Here is a 16,817-nt window from a genome sequence, read left to right on the forward strand (position 1 = left end):
TTCCGCTACCCGAATATTCAAAAACTCACTGTCTCGTTGGCCCTCTCGTGTCTGGCGTGTTGTGATCTCCCAGCCCATTGAACTGAGAGAGGAAAATCGACGGGGTTTTCCCAAGAAGACTAACTCGTTCACTTCTTCTTGCGGTTCCCCTCCACCACGTTTGCGGCCAATAGCTTTCCGGCTTTCTGATCGGCAATGCTCGCCGTTCCGGCCACTCCCAACAAACTGGTGAGCTGGCTACGCAACTCTTCGGTCTTGGCCATCCCCATCATCTTGGCAATTAGGGCTGCGATGGATAAATCCTTGACGCTGTCGGAGTCCAATTGGAACTGGGCAATCATCTCGCTCAATTGACCACGAAAGTAGTCTGCGTTTCCATCGAAGAATGTGTCCTTGATGTCGGTTGCTACGCGGCTGTTGTATACGAATCGGTCGATCGCCTTGCCACCTTTGACAGCGGATGTGATCTGATCGAAGAACTCGCCGTCGCCACCGACGATATCGATCCGAGCCGCCTTCAAGGCCTCGCCCACGACGCCAGCTTGACTTTCGGCGATCCCTCGCTGTGCATCGATGGCAGCGATTTCGACTGACTTTTCCTTGTCCAGCCTCAGCTTGAACTCTTCGTGTTCCTTTCCAACGCTGTCCAATTTCTTCATCGCATCCGCCTTCTCGGTGATGCCGGTCGCTTCACTATGGTACTTCTCCAGTTCGACATTTGCTTCCGCCAAACCTTGTTTTTCGATCGCGGCCGCCTTCGCTTCGATCCCCTTGGCTTCGGCAAGGGCTTTCTTTTCGAGTACCGTTGCTTCGGCCAAGCCCGTTGCGGCTGCCGTAGCGGTTGCGGCTTCGGCGAGCATCTTGGCTGCGGCGGTTTCTTTCTCTGCGGCGTCTCGCTTGGCTTCGGCTTCGATGCGGATCTTTTCGGCATGCATTTCGCTTGCCTCCTTTTCCGCTTGGGCCTGCTTGGTGACACGAATCAGCTCTTCTTGAGCTTTCATCTCTGCGGCGGTTACCTGCACGCGTTTGAGTCGATCTGCTGCTGCATGCTCTTCGGTATCCTTGATCCGTTCTTGTTCTTCAACCACGGCTCGCTCGACCGCGACACGTTCGCGAATGACCTCTTGAATGTTTCGCTTTTCCGTTTCGATTGCCTTTTCTTTTTCGACGTCCGCAACTCCAACGACTCGCAATCGTTCGGTCATTTCCAAGTCACGGTCGCGGTTCACACGTTCGACTTCCACGGCATCGGTCTTTTCCTTGTTTCGCTGGGCGACCAAGATCTGACGTAGCTTGTTTTCTTCCGCGACTCCGAGCTCTTCTTCGGTTGCGATTCGGGCTCGCTCTGACTCAAGTCGCTGCTCTTCTTGAACCTTCGCAGCCGACGCTCGCTCGCGGGCAGAAATCTCAGTGATTTCCCGTTGCTGCTTTTCGACCGCTTCAACACGTTGGCGCTCGAGTTCAAGGATGGTTTCTTCCGCTTCGACATCTTGTTTCTTAAGCGTCTTTTCCTTGTCACGCGTAAATTGGTTCTCTTTGACCTTCTCGCCCGCCGTCAATTCCGTGATCTTCTTGATCCCTTCGGCATCGAGAATGTTGTTGGGGCTGAGTTTTTCAAGCGGAGTTTGTTCCAGATAGTCGATCGCCGCGTCGTCAAGTCGGTAACCGTTCAAGTCGGTACCGATCACTTTCAAAATTTCGTCTTTGAACTTATCCCGTTGGTCGTACAAGTCGACAAAGTCAAATTGCTTGCCAACGGTTTTGAGCGCCTCGCTAAACTTGGCGTCAAACAACTCGCGAAGTGTTTCCAGTTCACTACAGCGTTTGGCACCAATCGATTGTGCAACCTCCTTCATCTCTTCCCGCGTGCTATCAACGCGAATGAAGAAGGCAACTTTGATGTCGGCACGGATGTTGTCCTTGCAAATCAATCCTGCGCTACCTTCACGCGCGATCTCGAAGCTCTTCAGCGTCAAGTCCATGAACTCATAACGATGGAACAAGGGAATCACGAATGTGCCTTCCGCCGTCGACACATCCAACCCACCGAGTCCCGATTTGACAATCGCCTTGTCCGGTCCGACAACGATGTAGCACTTCTTGAACATGATCAGCACGGAGATGAAGGCGACCAATGCGATCACCCCGATGACGGCCCAAAATGACCCCCATTGAATTGCGGACAGAAGAACGAGCGAGTTCACGATTGATTCTCCGAAGGTTGAAGCGTAACGCGGTAGGTGCGTCTTTTGGGGTCAAAGCTGATAATCTGAACTTCGGTCCCTTTCGGGATCGTAGGTCCATCGGTGCGAATGTTCAAAAGCAGCGGAGCTGCTTGCGTGCGAAACTTGGCTTGCCCGAATTCGGGCGTTGCCTCGGTGGTCGTTACCTCACAGGTGGCGCCGATCAAGTGACGCCTGTCATAGGCGGGGCCTTTGACGAAGTATCCAACCAGTGGCTGGGTCACCATTTTTGTGACCCCGACGCCAATCACGACATTGCGTATCGCCAAGAGCACGCTTGGCAACAGTGTCGGCGAGTAGCGACTCGAGTCAAATCCATGCCAAAGTAAAAACGAAACGGCCCAGTAGGCAACGGCGAAAACGCCTCCCCACATGATCACGGGAATCCGTCCAAAGTTCGTCCAGCGAACCGAGGCAGCTCCGATGCCTTGCCAAAAATCCCACTCGACCGGAGCCCCATCGAGGTCCGGTACATCGAGAACGGGCCCATCCAGATCAACGTCCAGATCCAAATCGACGTCGATGCCCGGATCGAGATCCATCTCAGGAACGTCAAAGCCAAAGTCAATCAGCCCAAGCATGGCGAAAAGGGTATAGACGATCAGCAGGCAGACGAGAAGCGACGCAGGCCAAACCGGACCGACGAACATGCTCACTGCAAGATCGACAAGCGAACCAGCCACGGAAATCGGCCTTGAAAAAAGGGGGATGCAAACTGCCCCACCACCGAGTGGCAGGTACTACAGCTTAGTACCAAGGCGTTGCCATCACCAATTTCAGGCGCGAATCCCAGCGACAAAAATGGAAAATGTTCGTTTTTTTCGTTACAAAGTGACTAGGTCGACGCGTTGACGTTCGGTTTCGCAGCCGCCTCGGGCCTCGGGCGCCGGGTGATCGCCCCAAAAGCCAAAAGCTGCCCGAACACAAGCGAAAGTGCGACCTCCTGCCGAAAGCTTGCATCCAGCGACGTTTGGGAGTCACCCTCGGGGCACTCCAGCCGAAACGGAAATTGGACCAAAGCACGAGGCTGAAAAATGCGTCGAAAAAGGTCCCGTTTGGTGCCGAAATCGTTTAGGCTAGAAGAATTCCCTCATCGGCACTCGTCCTCTCGTCGCCCACCTCCCTTTATGATCCGACTCGTTGCTTTTTACTGCCTTGGATGGTTTGCCGTCGTAACAACATTGGCCGGACACCCCGATGCCACGGAACGCGAATTCTTCGAGGCAAAGGTCCGCCCGCTGCTAGCCGTCCATTGCTATGAGTGTCACAGCTCGACAAGCGATCGATTGCAGGCGGGGCTGCTGCTGGACAGTCGCCAAGGCCTGGTGCAAGGCGGAGATTCCGGTGCCGCAATCGTTCCCGGTGATGCGGACGGAAGTTTGCTGATCGAAGCGGTTCGATACGAATCTTACGAAATGCCTCCGAAAGGAAAACTGACAGCGGCTGAAATTGAGGCGTTCGAGCAATGGATCGAGAGGGGTGCTCCCTGGCCCCAGGAAGAATCGCCTGCCGAACAGGTGACACGACCTGCATTTGACTTGAACCAGCGACAATCCGACCATTGGGTGTGGGATCCGATATCGCCACAAGTCGTTCCTTCCGTCACAGAGAACTCCTGGCCACGAAGCGATCTGGATCGCTTTATTCTCTCCAGCTTGGAACGAGCTGGCTTGCATCCGTCGCGAGATGTCGATCGTAACGTGCTGGCTCGCCGGTTGTATTTCGATTTGATCGGATTGCCCCCCGATCCCGCTGAACTTGCAGCCTTCCTCGCCGACGATCACCCCGACGCAATCGAATCTCTGGTCGATCGATTGCTCCAGTCGCCTCATTTTGGTGAAAGGTGGGGACGGCATTGGTTGGACTTGGTTCGCTACGCGGAATCACGCGGCCATGAGTTCGACGACGATGCGCGAAACGCTTACCAATATCGTGACTACGTCATCCGGGCCTTCAACGCGGATGTGCCTTACGACCAATGGGTGCGAGAACACATTGCAGGTGACTTGCTCGATTCGCCCCGGTTGAATCCGATCAAGGGTTACAACGAATCGATTCTTGGCACCGGCTTTTGGTTCCTCGGCGAATGGGTTCACTCGCCCGTCGACACACGAAAAGACGAAACCGATCGCTTCGACAACATGATCGACGTGATGTCCAAAACGTTTCTTGGGATCACGGTCGCCTGCGCAAGGTGTCATGACCACAAATTCGATGCGATCTCGACCGCCGACTATTACGCGTTGTCGGGGTTTCTACAAAGCAGCGACTACCGGCAGGTTCGCTTCGAATCCCTTGAACACAATCGCAAGGTTGCCGATGCGCTACACAAACTTGACGCAGAAATGCGTCAACGATTGGCTTCGCTGGGGACGGAAGGGTGTGTCACCACCGACGAATCGGAAATCCCCGCAATGCCTCGCGATGCAGTCCTGGTCGACTATTCCGACCTTGGACCCCACGATTTCATCCAAGACGGGTTTCTGTTCGGTGATCGCCCAAGACATGCCGCACAGATCGACTTGGACACGAGCGGCGCAACGCCGACATTGAGGCTTTCCAAACGTAGCGCCGCGAGCAGCGACCCTTTTTGGAATGGACTAAAATCGATCAGCGGAACGGCTACCCATAACCGAGGCAGGTTGAGCAAGTTGCCGCGAAGTGGGCGAACCTTGCGGACACCCACCTTCACGCTCGACAACGGAAAGGTTGCAGCTCGAGTGCGTGGTCGTGGCCACGTCGTGGCTTGTGTCGATTCGCACCGTTTGATTGCCGGGCCGCTGCATGGTGAAACCGTTCAAACCATTGAGGAAAACGAATCTTGGCTGCGAATCGATCTGAGTCGCTACGTCGGGCATCGGTTGCATCTGGAGTTTACGCCTGCGGAGAATGCATCGCTGGAGGTCTCTTGCATTGTTCAAAACGCGACCCCTGAAATACTGAAGCAAATCGAAGAGCGTGAACAGGCGATTGAGAAGCTCGTGTGCGAGCACGAGGCTTCGCTGCATGTTTTTTTGCAGCAACCCTCGGAGGCAGCATCGCAGGTTCAAGCATGGACGGAGGAATGGGCTAACAAACGAGCTGAATTGAAAACGCAGGTGCAACTTGAATCCCACCTTGCGATGGCGATGGTGGATGGGACAGGCGAGGATGATCATCTTTTGATCCGCGGCAGCTCAAAGAATCCAGGCGACTTGGTGCCACGACGATTCCTAACCGCCTTGGTTGGAGATTCACCTGAACCGATCACCCTCGGCAGCGGGCGATTGGACCTGGCCCATCAAATCAATGATCCCGAAAACCCGCTGACATCGCGAGTGATCGTCAATCGTATCTGGCATCATTTGATGGGGCGTGGCATCGTTCCCACAACCGATGACTTTGGCGTACTCGGAGAGCGTCCGACTCACCCGGAACTACTCGATCATTTGGCAGCCAGCTTTCGCGCCCAAGGCCAAAGCATCAAACGGATGATTCGTCAGATCGTACTGTCGCGGACCTACCAGATGTCAAGTCATGCCGATCCAATGGCGATCGAGGCCGACCCGAATAACCAGCTTTGGCATCATCGTCCACCCAAACGATTAGAAAGCGAAGCGATTCGCGATTCCCTGCTCGCCGTTGCTGGGACCCTGGATCGCAGCCAATTTGGCGAATCGATTCCAATCCATTTGACCGCATTCATGGAGGGTCGCGGTCGTCCCTCCAAAAGTGGTCCCGTCGACGGGGACGGACGACGTTCGATCTACACGGCCATCCGAAGGAATTTCTTGTCTCCCTTTCAGTTGGCGTTCGACATGCCGGTTCCCTTCAGTAACATGGGGCGACGAAACGTCTCGAACGTTCCAGCGCAAGCCTTGATTCTGATGAACGATCCTTTTGTCAAGGAGCAAGCGGAAAAATGGGCTCAGCGAGCCTTGGTTTCCGTCCCAGCAAGCGAGCCCCTCGAAGCACGAATCCGATGGATGTACCAAACCGCATTCGCGAGAAACCCGACGCCACAAGAAATCGAAATCACGATGGGTTTTCTTACTGCGCAGTCGATGTCGCGGGGTCTGGAGATCAACGCCCCCGGCTTGTGGTCCGAGTTGGCGCATGCGCTCGTTAACAGCAAAGAGTTTATCTTCTTGAAATGAGTGCCATGAATCCCTATCCGTGCCAGAGCGTTCGACCCGCACCGCTTTCGCGACGCATGATGCTTTCGCGCTGTGCCAGCGGTTTTGGTGCCGTCGCCTTGGCCGCCTTGGCAAAGGACCCTGCGTACGGACTGGAGGCATCAGCCCGCAGCAACGCCTTGCATGGACTGCATCACAATGCGAAAGCAAAGAGGGTCATTTTCTTGTACATGGATGGTGGCCCTTCGCAAATCGACACCTTCGACCCGAAACCGCTACTCGACAAATTCAATGGAAAAGATCCGGCGAAGCTGTTTCAAGTCGAACCAACTCAGTTCAACAACAACGGTACGGTCTTAGCAAGTCCCTGGAAGTTCAAACCCTACGGTGAATCAGGGATCCCGATCAGCGATTTGTTTCCGCATGTCGCGACATGTGCCGATGAACTGGCCGTCGTCCGATCGATGGTTTCTGAATTTCCCGAACACACCTTTGCCAACTATTTCCTGCATACCGGCAGCGGACTGCAAGGACGCCCCAGTATGGGAGCATGGATCAATTATGGACTCGGCAGCGAATGTGAAAACTTGCCGGGGTTTGTCGCGATCAATGGAGGCCTGATCCCGCCGGGTGGACTCGATTGCTTCGGAAGCGGATTCCTGCCGGCGAGCTACCAAGGTTCGGTTTTCAAACCCTCCGGAACGGCAGTCGCCAATATCCATCCAAGTGAAGCGACGGCCGAGATTCAGACAAGCAAATTGAATCTGGTGAAACAACTCGACAACTTGGCGTTGGACGCTTTCGGAAGACCTGATTCACTGGAGTCCGCTATCCGCAACTATGAGCTTGCTTATGAGATGCAAATGGCGGTTCCCGAATTGATGTCACTCGACGAAGAGCCGGCGTCGATCCGGGCGATGTATGGGATGGATGCCGAGTACGAGCCGACACGGATCTACGCGGCGGAATGCATTTTGGCTCGCCGGTTAGTCGAACGAGGCGTCCGGTTCATTGAGTTGACTTGTCCTGCCGTGGGTGGCGACCGATGGGACCAACATAGTCAATTGAAGGAAGGCCACGAAAACAATGCCCGTGCCGTCGACCAACCGATTGCGGGCCTGCTGAAAGATCTTCGCCAACGTGGACTACTCGATGACACCTTGGTGGTTTGGGCGGGCGAGTTTGGTCGTACGCCGTTTGCTCAAGGCAAAGACGGCCGCGACCACAACCCCTTTGGTTTCACGGTTTGGTTGGCAGGCGGCGGAGTCAAAGCGGGCACGATCTACGGCGCGACCGACGAGTGGGGCTACAAAGCGATCGAAAACCGAGTCGAAGTGCATGACTTGCACGCCACGATCCTGCATCTCCTTGGCGTGGACCACACCCGTTCGACCTTCCGCTTCGGGGGCCGCGACATGCGGTTGACCGATGTCAAAGGGCACGTCATCGACGGCATCATCGGATAGACGTTGGAGTTCAACCGTTCGGTTGTTGCGGAAGTCTTGTAACGTCGCCCGTTGGGCAGGAAGATCAAGAGGTCGAGTCGGAAATCTTCCTGGTAACCACTTCCTGGCACCCCCGTTGCCTTGTGCGCGAGAACCTACGTCCTTCGTAAAAATGCTCTAGCCGATTCCGCAAGGATCCAGCACGCAATCGGCTAAAGCCTACCACTCCAGCGAATCATCCGGGTTAGGCAACCATTTCGTAGAGCCGCCGGACGTTTTCTCGGTCGAGTGGTATCGGATTGAATGTTCCGGTCCACTGCTGGAGCGCTTCCTCGACAAGTGCATCGATCGCAGATTCGGGAATCGAGAGTTCTGAAAGTGAGCAGGCAAGGCCGGCGTCTTGCAGCCACTGAGTCATCATCTGGGCGAGCCGCTCGGGTGCATCGTGAGGGGCTGAACTCCGCTCAACCTCGCCGAGCAGTTCAGCGTACCACTCCGCATGTAGGGATCCATTCATGCGAATCACCGCGGGCAGCATCATGCCAACCGCTTGACCATGGACAATGTCGTATCGAGCCGTCAACGGGTTAGCGGTCGCATGAGCCGCTCCGAGCATCGACGTTTCGATCGCCATGCCGGCAAAATGAGCTCCAAGTTGCATTTGACTACGAGCTTCGAAATCATTTGAATTCTTCAGCGAGCGAAGGAATCCCTGTGCCAGCAAGCCAAACGCGCGGCGTGCATAGGTGATGGACATCGGATTGCGGCGACGGGTCACGTAGGTTTCCACCGCATGCGAAATTGCGTCCACGCCGGTGAGTGCTGCGACCCGCTGGGGCTGCGTCGCGGTCAGGATGGGATCCAAAATCGCAATTCGACACGCCGCACGCGGATCACCGCAAGGCATTTTGACATGAGTGGTTGCGTCGCTGATTAAGGCAAACGATTGTGCTTCGCTTCCCGTACCGGTCGTGGTCGGCACTGCGATCATCGGCAACAAATCGGTGGTTGCCTTCCCGACACCTTGATAATCGTGAATCGTCCCGCCGCAGGAGTAGACGAAGTTGATGCCTTTGCAGCAATCCATACTGCTACCGCCACCGAGTCCGACGAGCAAGTCGGGTTTAACTTCCGCGGCACGACGAACGCCGGCATCGACCATATCGGAGGTTGGGTTCTCAGCAAAGTCGTGAAACGATTCGACATGCAATCCGCTGCGAGTCAATGATTTGACCGCAGCATCAAAGTGCCCCGCTTCGATCAATCCCGGATCACTGACCAACAAAACGCAGCGAGGTCGAAATTCAGCGGCAAGTTCTCCGAGTCGCGATAGCGTGCCTTCGCCGAAAATCACTCTTGTTCGATTCGAAATATCAAAAGGCTGCATCGAGGAATCGGGGGAGGGAGGTGAGTGGACTCGTGGAATGGTTGGACCTGACCGTTACGTTTGCGGGGCGAAAGCCTGAGCTCCCGCGTAGTGTACTGCATGGGAAAGCCCAGGCTACCGGACGATCGAGGTTCGTCGTTTTTTGCGGTACTTGTTCGGATTGTCCGCCTTACCAGACTGTTCAACTCCGCACATCAGATGGGCAGCTGATTCTATCGTGGGCAGTGGCAACATAAAGCGGGACTTTCCCTTTATGCTACCAGGATTATTGGTTGACACCTGCCCGGGAACCCGTACTATACAGGCACTCAGGACCTCTCAGGCATCGGATTGGGGGTGCGAAGCGATAGCGGGCCGACACGCTGCTTCGACCCGCGGGACCCGAGTCACGCGACAGCGATGACTCCATCTATGGTCACCAGCATTCCTGTAGCTCTCGCGTGGCTGGTGACCTATCAGAGGTCCCTATCATGCCTGCAGCTAAGGAAATCACGGCCACCACTCAGCGTTTGATGTCTGAGGACATTGTGACGCTCGCCCAAGCAACCCTCCTCTTTCCCGAGGGTTCTCGACCTGACCGCAAATCGCTCAATCGTTGGGTGATTCGTGGTGTCGACGGCACCAAACTCGAGGCGATCAGACTAGGTCGCATTCTCTACACATCCGTCCAAGCGGTCACGCGATTCATTGACGCTCGATCCGCAGACTTGCGGTGAGTTGACCCCAAACGACAACAGCCAGCTGATCAGTCAGCTGGCTGTTGTCATCGATTTAAACATGTCGCGCCCTACGCGGGCTTAACCCCGAAATCTCCCGGCGAGTCACACCGCCATCACCTCTCAGGATCACTAATCAAATGATAACAAAAGCAATGTGTCAGTCAACTAATTTTGCAAAAGATCAAAGCCAAACACTCCGCTATCTACAGGCGCTGTTTGGTCGGCATGAATTCAGAGGCAATGATCGCATCGTCATCGCCGAGCAGGTCGACGGAGGCCCTGTCCGCGTTCACCCGGGCAGCGTGACCAACGACATCGGCGCTGCTGCCGAATTTATCGAAGCGTTCACGGGATCCGGGGAGCTGTTTATCAAAACGTCCTTGTACGATGCCGACAAAATGCTGGCTCGCTCCGAGCGCAACGGCAATAGCCTATGGATGGCCGGACAGTCCGACGAATTGACCGTCGTGACCGCTGGAGTCCTCGACGGCGATGCTGGCAAACCGGGCTATCTGACTCGTGAGCAAATGCTCGAGGCAGTAGCCCGTATGTCGATCCCACCGACCATGATCGTCTCGACCCGTGACGGTTGCGGGTTCCATTTTTATTGGATTCTGAGAGTGCCGGTCATCGTGCGGGATGCCGAACAGCTACGGGAGATCAATCGACGATTTGCCAGCCTGCAACGCGAACTCGAACAGCACGTCAAAGCTATTGACCCTGACGCCAAGCTAGACGCTGTCTACGGCGCCGAGCGCGTCGTTAGGCCAGTCGGCTCGAAACGCTCCAACGGCGATGCTGTGACGCTTTACGAGTGCCATCAGGATCGCCTATATGATCTCGATGAATTATCGATGACCGGTTGGGGCGTTGTGCCCGAGCCGGTCCACCGTAGCGCGGATGCGGACAGCGGCCCGATCGAACGGTACATCGATGCCGAGGGCATCACGGTTGCCGATCTGCTGGCCGAAATCGGTTGCACGGATCGCGGTGATGGAACATGGACACGCCCCGGCGATGGCGTCACAGCGAAAAGCTGTGTCGAGTACGATCACCCCGAGCAGGGCCGAAACGGCATCACAGTTTACTCGAAGAACTGGGAGCTGTTCGGTGAACGGCCAGGGCAATCAAACGCGTGGTATAGCGATGTAGCTGTGTTCGTGACGGTACGGTTCAGTGGCGATTGGACGGCAGCGGCAAGCTTCTGCCGCAAAGAGATGCCGATCGATATGAGCGAAGTGTTCGATGTGATCACTGTGGAGGACAAAAAGGATTTTGACCCTGGTTTCACACGGGAGGACTTGGATCAAATGAGGGTTAGACGAAGCATCGACACCACCCAAAAAGAAAGATGTGCACTGATGAATGAGCATCTGGCGGACCAAGAGAACCCGAATCCGGCATCGCTGGCGATCTCGTACGATGTCGATCCCGAAGTATGTCGGGCTATCTTCGGTGTGGATCCAGTGTTCCCCGCACCGAAGCACCTGCTACGGGGTGAGGGATTGGTTGCAGCGATCAATAGCGAATCGTGGAATTGTGCAAACCGGATCGCTCGCCACATGCTCGTGAAGTATGGCTACGCTCCGTTGAACCAAAGAGCCCTCACGCTGCGATACCACCTCGGCGTGTTCTGGAAGTGGGATGGTGTCGCATACCGCACGGTTGACACCGGGGAGTTGATGCTCGAAGCCCGGGAGGCAGCCGACGCGCTGTGGATCATTGAAGCGGACTGGCGAAAGCGTAAGAACCGCGAACGCGAACGCAAGGCGATAGCGGCGGGCAAGGATGTGCCGAAACCAATCCCTGCACCGGAGCAAGTTAAGCCAGCGCTCGTGAAAAACTGCGTTGACGCGCTTGCCACGATCACTAGCGTCGGTGCTGGTGTTACGATGCCTGCCTGGATCGCTGATGGTGATGAACTCCCAGACCCGCGGAACGTGATCACGTTCCGCAACGTCATGCTCCACATCCTGCGGGATGGCTCGACCCAAACCGCGAAGCCCTCGACCAATTTGTTCTCCAGCCGTGGTGTCGATTATGACTATGATTGCGATGCTCGCTGCCCGCTTTGGGAGGAGACGCTTCGAGAATGGTTTGGTGATGATACGGAATCGATCGAGCTACTACAGGAATGGTTCGGCTACCATCTCACCGCGGAATGTGACCTCCACAAGATTCTGTTCATCATTGGCGTGACGCGCAGCGGAAAAGGAGTAATCCAACGCATCCTCAGCGCACTCATGGGGAAGGGGAATGTGAGTACCCCTGCCATGTCATCCCTAGGGGGAGAATTTGGGCTTGAGAGCTCACTGGACAAGATGGCTCTGCACATCACTGACGCGCGGGCGGGCTTCAAGCTTGACCGTGGTGCCGCCGTTGAACGGCTGCTTGCGATCAGCGGAGGCGATCCCGTTGACGTCAACCGGAAGAACATCAAAGCAGCTGCTGAGCAAAAGCTCAATTTGAAGATCTCAATGTTTAGCAATATGGCGCCGTCGCTCAGGGACGATAGCGGCGCATTGGCTGGCCGTTTTTTGTTCATCAGCATGCGGAATAGCTTTACAGGCAGGGAGGACCTTGGGCGAGCGAAGATGCTCGCCGGTGAGATCAGCGGCATCTTCAACTGGGCTCTTGTGGGGCTGGCGAGGCTACGGGAGCGTGGACACTTCATCGAGCCCGAATCCTCTCGCGCTCAGCGGGAGACCGTCGAATCAATGTTTAGCCCGTTACGGCGATTCCTGGATGACCGATGCACGTTGTATCCAGATGCCATCACGCCGAAGGCTGATATTTATATGGCCTACCGGGAATGGTGCCCTTTCGTAGGGCAAACGGCAAAGGCCGAGAATGTGTTCTTCCGTGATCTGTACTCGACCGAGCCAAGTTTGCTGGAGTGCCGGCCGCGTGTGGAAGGTGACCGAGTGCAGTCGGTCAAGGGTATCCGGATCAACCCGCAACGCGGGGCAACAACAAGCGAAACAGGGAGTTGGTTCTTCGGGATGTCATGATGCCCTGGCGGTCAGGGGTGCGGTCAGGGGTATGTCAGGGGTGCGGTCAGGGATCGAAGGGCTGTTTTTACTCGTAAATAGCGGCATGGTCAGGGATGTCAGGGGTCTTTTCTCCTTTGAATATATAGAAATAAATATATGTATATGTGTGTATGTGTGTGTGGTGTGTGCGGCAACAAACCTCGAAACAACCCTGACATCCCTGACCACCCTGGCCACACCGCACGCGGAGGAGGCATGCCAGCTCAGCACGCCAGCCCCCCGGCACCACCAGGACCACCCCCTCATGTGGGTCCTTCCGGACCGCCCAGGTGGGATGCCGCCTGCCGCGGCGAACAGCCAACAATTGACGTAATTAGTTTCCATGGCATTATTTGCCATACAAATTGTGAGAGAAAATGACAGAAATAGTGGAATTTGCGGGTCGAAAGTATCGAATCACGGCTGACCCCCGGCAGGCCATTTTGGAGCACTCCAGCGTCGGCAAACGGTTGTGCTCAGGGCAGATCGAGATCCAATGCCTCGGCTGTGAGACGTTTATCCCGATCACTGCCCAGTTTCGGTATACGCCACCGCTCGCTGGCTCTCCAGCAGCCGTATCGGTCCGCCCGGGGAGCGACTGTCCGGCGACCTGTTCGCGCGACTGCAGGCGAGAGATCACAGCGGCGCCGAAGACCAAGGTCACGGATGCGGAATCGCGGCAGTGGGATACGGACACCTCGCTGTTGAACGATGAGGTGTTGGCCCCCGAGCATCAACCGATCCTCCGGCTCCCGGCCGATGTCATCGCAAGGCTTAACCGGCGGATGGCTGACCTGGGTCGAGCCTGATACCCCATCTGATGGATTTCTGTTTGACTATTTGCCAACGACCGATATCATCAATACAGTGATGTACACTTATACACTCCTAACGTATGGCAAACTATGTCAATCGACCTATATCCTACTTCGGCCGAGCAGGCCGATCTCGCTGCTGGCCTATGCCTCACTGCTGGGCTCCCAATCGATCGGATCGCGGCATTCTTCGATGTCGATCCGAATGAGATCGAACCACACTCTTTGGCGGATGCCGCCGAGATCGCATGTGGTCAGACTTTCCGCAGCGACGCCGAAGCAATCCAAGCAGGCTTCTCCTCGGCTTCTCTCCCTGTCGCCCTGAGCGATGTGGCGAGCGCTGCTCTGTTCGCGGGCTACTCGGCCGTAGCGAACCAGCTCTTGAGCGCCGCGGTCACAATCCCGGCATCGCTGACTAATTTTTCGGCAACGCATGGCGTCAGCCTTGATTTGGGCGATGTCCTGGAGCAACTACCGGCAAGCGGTGAGCCGATCTCGATCGACGTGAGCGAGTCAGCCGCCGATCTGCAGCTCCAACAATTCGCTGGCAAGATCCAGCTCAGCCGCCAAATGATCAGGAACGATACCCTTGGCTCGCTGGTCGATCTCGCTCTAAAGATGGGAGCTGCCGCAAGGCGGACAACGGAGGAGACTGTAGCAGCAGCCCTGCAGAATTCGATCAGCTACACCGCCACCAATGCGGTAACGGCTGATCTCGATGCTGCCGGAATCCAGGCAGCATCGGCTCTGTTGCGAGGTCACCCTGGTGATCGGCAACCCACCTCACTCATCGTTGCACCGGCTCAAGAGTCAGCAGCCCGAGCCCTTGTCGGCCAGAGTAACAATTGGTCACACCTGAGCCTTGTTGTGACAAACCGCGTCAGCGCGGGCAAGTGGTATTTGGCAGCCAAAGTCGATCAGATCGCGGCCCCATTGGTCTTGGCATCGCTCAGCGGTTCTGAGGAACCGACCTTTTTGGAGGAGCCATCGAGGTTCAATGTCCTGGGGTCCGAGCTGGTCGTATACCACGCAACCGGATGCGGACAAGCTGACCCGCTGGCAGTAGTGCGGGGGACCGTATCGTGATCAACCGACTCCAAGCAATCCGCGATCAACGTAGTCGCGGCTCTACAGTCACCGTAGCTTCAATTCAAAAAAATACTATGCTAAATATCAACGCCGACGTCCTCGAGTGCTCGCTTGCCCGCAGCTCCGGAGCGTTTCCAAAAAGCTTCCTCGAATCGACCTTCTCGCCCGAAACGCTTGAGCAATCCAATCGCAAGACCGGACTGCATGATCTGATCCGTGCGAGCCTGGGCATTGAAGGTCGAGTGCAAGCTTCACACATCCAAGAAGCAATGCGGCAACCGTTGGTGCAAGCGTCTGCACCGGGGTACTCGACGATCAGCCTTCCAGGCATTCTGTCGAACCTTGCCAACAAGGCGGCACTAGGTGCTTACCAAGAATTGCCTGGCATCTCCGATCTTTTCCCAGTCACATCGACGGCCGATTTTAAGAAATTCAGCCGATGCCGCATGTCGATCGATGGACCGATGAAGCAGGTCCCGGCATCCGGCGAGATCGAGCATGGCAGTCTCACCGACGACACCTACGAGAATCAGGTTGAAACCTGGGGAAAATTGTATTCAATCACCCCTCAGATGCTCCGGAACGACGATCTCGATCAAATTCTCGCGGTCCCAAAAATGCTGGGCCGGCTGGCAAAACACACGCTTGAATCGGAGGTGTCGAAGCTGCTGAGCTCGACCGCTACCGAAACGTGGCTTGGCACAGGACTGATCAACGGCGACGCGATCAGCCTTGAAAGTTTGGACACCGCGTACCTGACGCTGATCAATCGTGCTGTCGGCACCGATGGCACCCCCATCGATGTCGAGCCCAGCCATGTCCTCGTGACCGGTGCTCGTGATCACATCACGGCCCAAGCGATCAGCAAATCAAAAGAGATGCGAAGCACCGCCGAGGACGAAGTCTACTTGACCGGCAACCCGTGGCAAGGACGGTTCACAGCGGCTCGCGGCCCCTACTTAAGGCAAAGCGAAAGCGATCTCGCGAATTGGTATTTGTGCCGAATTGAGCAAGACTTCGCGCCGATTCAAATCGCCGTTTTGGCACCGCAAACGTCTGTTGCCCCGATCATTGAATCAATGGGATGCACCGGAGGCGGACTGAGTTTCCGTGGCTTTGCCGACTTCGGAATTGCTCGCTTCGATCCGCTGAGCATCGTCAAGACAAAAGTCTCGTAACCCGAGGTCGGCCGCGGTATTCATCTGCTGTGGTCGATTTGCCGGAAGGGGTGGGGACCCCTTCCGGCATTTTTTACAAAGTGAGCCGCATGAAAACTTGGTATTTGAAAACGATCAGCACGTCACCCGTTCGGCTCGATTGCCCTGACGATTGGTCGGAATCGCTGACGGTCGAGTGGCGTCTCGCCACGACGGGTTACGATAGCGCGGTTTGCGGTCCTGGCGGCAAGATACTTTTTGTGCTCGACATCGCGGCATCCGCTGCTGGCCCTTGGCGAAGACACAAGCTTTGGTCCGAAACGGTGACCGAAGGCGAGCGTCCGATCATTCGATCCGAGGTGCTCGCTTGAGTTTTTTTGAAACACGAACCATCTTGGCAGGCAGCCCGATAACCGCGATTCGTGGCGAAACGCTGGAGGCTTGTGCGATGGCGTTGGCTACGTGCAAGACTGAGCCGGGATCCGAAACCGGCTACAAGAAGTTCATTCTCTTGCGTGAGTTGAACAGCGAAGACCCGTGGTCCATATTCCTAGCGTCCTATGATCCCGATGGCGATGGTGGCGTAACTGTGGAGCGTATGAACAATGATTGAGCCGATTCTTGCAAGCTGTGCTGTTCGATTCGCTACCGATCGTGAGGGCAAGATCGTGGCTGTTGTCTTGAGCGATGACGCGAGATCGAGGCTCTACCGGGGTCCGTCGGATTGATCGCTGTTGACGCCTTGTCCTTCCAGGATCCGCCGTAACGTCACAACATGTTCATGGTGGCGCTGTATAACCCATTGGGGCTCTACG

The 16,817-nt window shown here is 55.9% G+C and carries 12 protein-coding genes; 9 read left to right on the top strand and 3 right to left on the bottom strand.

Annotation, left to right across the window (positions count from 1 at the left end):
• Positions 1 to 128: 128 nt before the first annotated feature.
• Both Poly41_RS16020 and Poly41_RS16025 read right to left on the bottom strand, forming a co-directional pair.
• Positions 129 to 2,108, bottom strand: a complete 1,980-nt coding sequence (locus tag Poly41_RS16020) for a flotillin family protein (protein ID WP_315853737.1) — start codon at positions 2,106 to 2,108, stop codon at positions 129 to 131.
• A 92-nt stretch (positions 2,109 to 2,200) separates the two neighbouring features.
• Positions 2,201 to 2,926, bottom strand: a complete 726-nt coding sequence (locus Poly41_RS16025; RefSeq protein WP_146527594.1) for an OB-fold-containig protein — start codon at positions 2,924 to 2,926, stop codon at positions 2,201 to 2,203.
• A gap of 444 nt (positions 2,927 to 3,370) precedes the next feature.
• Here Poly41_RS16025 and Poly41_RS16030 point away from each other — a divergent pair, with 444 nt between their 5' ends.
• Positions 3,371 to 6,379, top strand: coding sequence for a PSD1 and planctomycete cytochrome C domain-containing protein (locus Poly41_RS16030; protein WP_146527596.1), 3,009 nt, complete (start codon positions 3,371 to 3,373; stop codon positions 6,377 to 6,379).
• Positions 6,380 to 6,438: 59 nt separating this feature from the next.
• Complete coding sequence (locus tag Poly41_RS16035) at positions 6,439 to 7,824, top strand: DUF1501 domain-containing protein (RefSeq protein WP_146527918.1); 1,386 nt, start codon at positions 6,439 to 6,441, stop codon at positions 7,822 to 7,824.
• A 223-nt stretch (positions 7,825 to 8,047) separates the two neighbouring features.
• Here the strand turns inward: Poly41_RS16035 and Poly41_RS16040 are convergent, their stop codons facing one another.
• Positions 8,048 to 9,190: an iron-containing alcohol dehydrogenase gene (locus Poly41_RS16040; protein WP_146527598.1), complete on the bottom strand. Its 1,143-nt coding sequence runs from the start codon at positions 9,188 to 9,190 to the stop codon at positions 8,048 to 8,050.
• A gap of 470 nt (positions 9,191 to 9,660) precedes the next feature.
• Here Poly41_RS16040 and Poly41_RS16045 point away from each other — a divergent pair, with 470 nt between their 5' ends.
• From Poly41_RS16045 to Poly41_RS16075, 7 genes are all read left to right on the top strand, one after another.
• Positions 9,661 to 9,906, top strand: coding sequence for a DUF1580 domain-containing protein (locus Poly41_RS16045; protein WP_146527600.1), 246 nt, complete (start codon positions 9,661 to 9,663; stop codon positions 9,904 to 9,906).
• A 155-nt stretch (positions 9,907 to 10,061) separates the two neighbouring features.
• Positions 10,062 to 12,920 (top strand): DNA primase family protein, encoded by a 2,859-nt coding sequence (locus Poly41_RS16050; protein ID WP_197231381.1) that lies wholly within the window; start codon positions 10,062 to 10,064, stop codon positions 12,918 to 12,920.
• A 398-nt stretch (positions 12,921 to 13,318) separates the two neighbouring features.
• Positions 13,319 to 13,750, top strand: a complete 432-nt coding sequence (locus Poly41_RS16055) for a hypothetical protein (RefSeq protein WP_146527606.1) — start codon at positions 13,319 to 13,321, stop codon at positions 13,748 to 13,750.
• A gap of 96 nt (positions 13,751 to 13,846) precedes the next feature.
• Positions 13,847 to 14,842, top strand: coding sequence for a phage major capsid protein (locus Poly41_RS16060; protein WP_146527608.1), 996 nt, complete (start codon positions 13,847 to 13,849; stop codon positions 14,840 to 14,842).
• Positions 14,843 to 14,919: 77 nt separating this feature from the next.
• Positions 14,920 to 16,023, top strand: coding sequence for a phage major capsid protein (locus Poly41_RS16065; RefSeq protein ID WP_146527610.1), 1,104 nt, complete (start codon positions 14,920 to 14,922; stop codon positions 16,021 to 16,023).
• Positions 16,024 to 16,112: 89 nt separating this feature from the next.
• Positions 16,113 to 16,373, top strand: coding sequence for a hypothetical protein (locus Poly41_RS16070; RefSeq protein ID WP_146527612.1), 261 nt, complete (start codon positions 16,113 to 16,115; stop codon positions 16,371 to 16,373).
• Positions 16,370 to 16,615: a hypothetical protein gene (locus Poly41_RS16075; RefSeq protein ID WP_146527614.1), complete on the top strand. Its 246-nt coding sequence runs from the start codon at positions 16,370 to 16,372 to the stop codon at positions 16,613 to 16,615. The genes Poly41_RS16070 and Poly41_RS16075 overlap by 4 nt, the downstream gene beginning before the upstream one ends.
• The last annotated feature ends 202 nt before the right edge of the window (positions 16,616 to 16,817 follow it).

It is taken from the genome of Novipirellula artificiosorum (assembly GCF_007860135.1).
In the GTDB taxonomy this organism is placed as follows: Bacteria; Planctomycetota; Planctomycetia; order Pirellulales; family Pirellulaceae; genus Novipirellula_A; species Novipirellula_A artificiosorum.

What these genes read in the sequence shown, in the direction of transcription:
- Poly41_RS16045 (WP_146527600.1), top strand. Translation starts at nt 9,661, where the DNA reads ATGCCTGCAGCTAAGGAAATCACGGCCACCACTCAGCGTTTGATGTCT.
- Poly41_RS16020 (WP_315853737.1), bottom strand. Translation starts at nt 2,108, where the DNA reads ATGTTCAAGAAGTGCTACATCGTTGTCGGACCGGACAAGGCGATTGTC.
- Poly41_RS16035 (WP_146527918.1), top strand. Translation starts at nt 6,439, where the DNA reads ATGCTTTCGCGCTGTGCCAGCGGTTTTGGTGCCGTCGCCTTGGCCGCC.
- Poly41_RS16065 (WP_146527610.1), top strand. Translation starts at nt 14,920, where the DNA reads ATGCTAAATATCAACGCCGACGTCCTCGAGTGCTCGCTTGCCCGCAGC.
- Poly41_RS16055 (WP_146527606.1), top strand. Translation starts at nt 13,319, where the DNA reads ATGACAGAAATAGTGGAATTTGCGGGTCGAAAGTATCGAATCACGGCT.
- Poly41_RS16040 (WP_146527598.1), bottom strand. Translation starts at nt 9,190, where the DNA reads ATGCAGCCTTTTGATATTTCGAATCGAACAAGAGTGATTTTCGGCGAA.
- Poly41_RS16060 (WP_146527608.1), top strand. Translation starts at nt 13,847, where the DNA reads ATGTCAATCGACCTATATCCTACTTCGGCCGAGCAGGCCGATCTCGCT.
- Poly41_RS16030 (WP_146527596.1), top strand. Translation starts at nt 3,371, where the DNA reads ATGATCCGACTCGTTGCTTTTTACTGCCTTGGATGGTTTGCCGTCGTA.
- Poly41_RS16070 (WP_146527612.1), top strand. Translation starts at nt 16,113, where the DNA reads ATGAAAACTTGGTATTTGAAAACGATCAGCACGTCACCCGTTCGGCTC.
- Poly41_RS16050 (WP_197231381.1), top strand. Translation starts at nt 10,062, where the DNA reads ATGTGTCAGTCAACTAATTTTGCAAAAGATCAAAGCCAAACACTCCGC.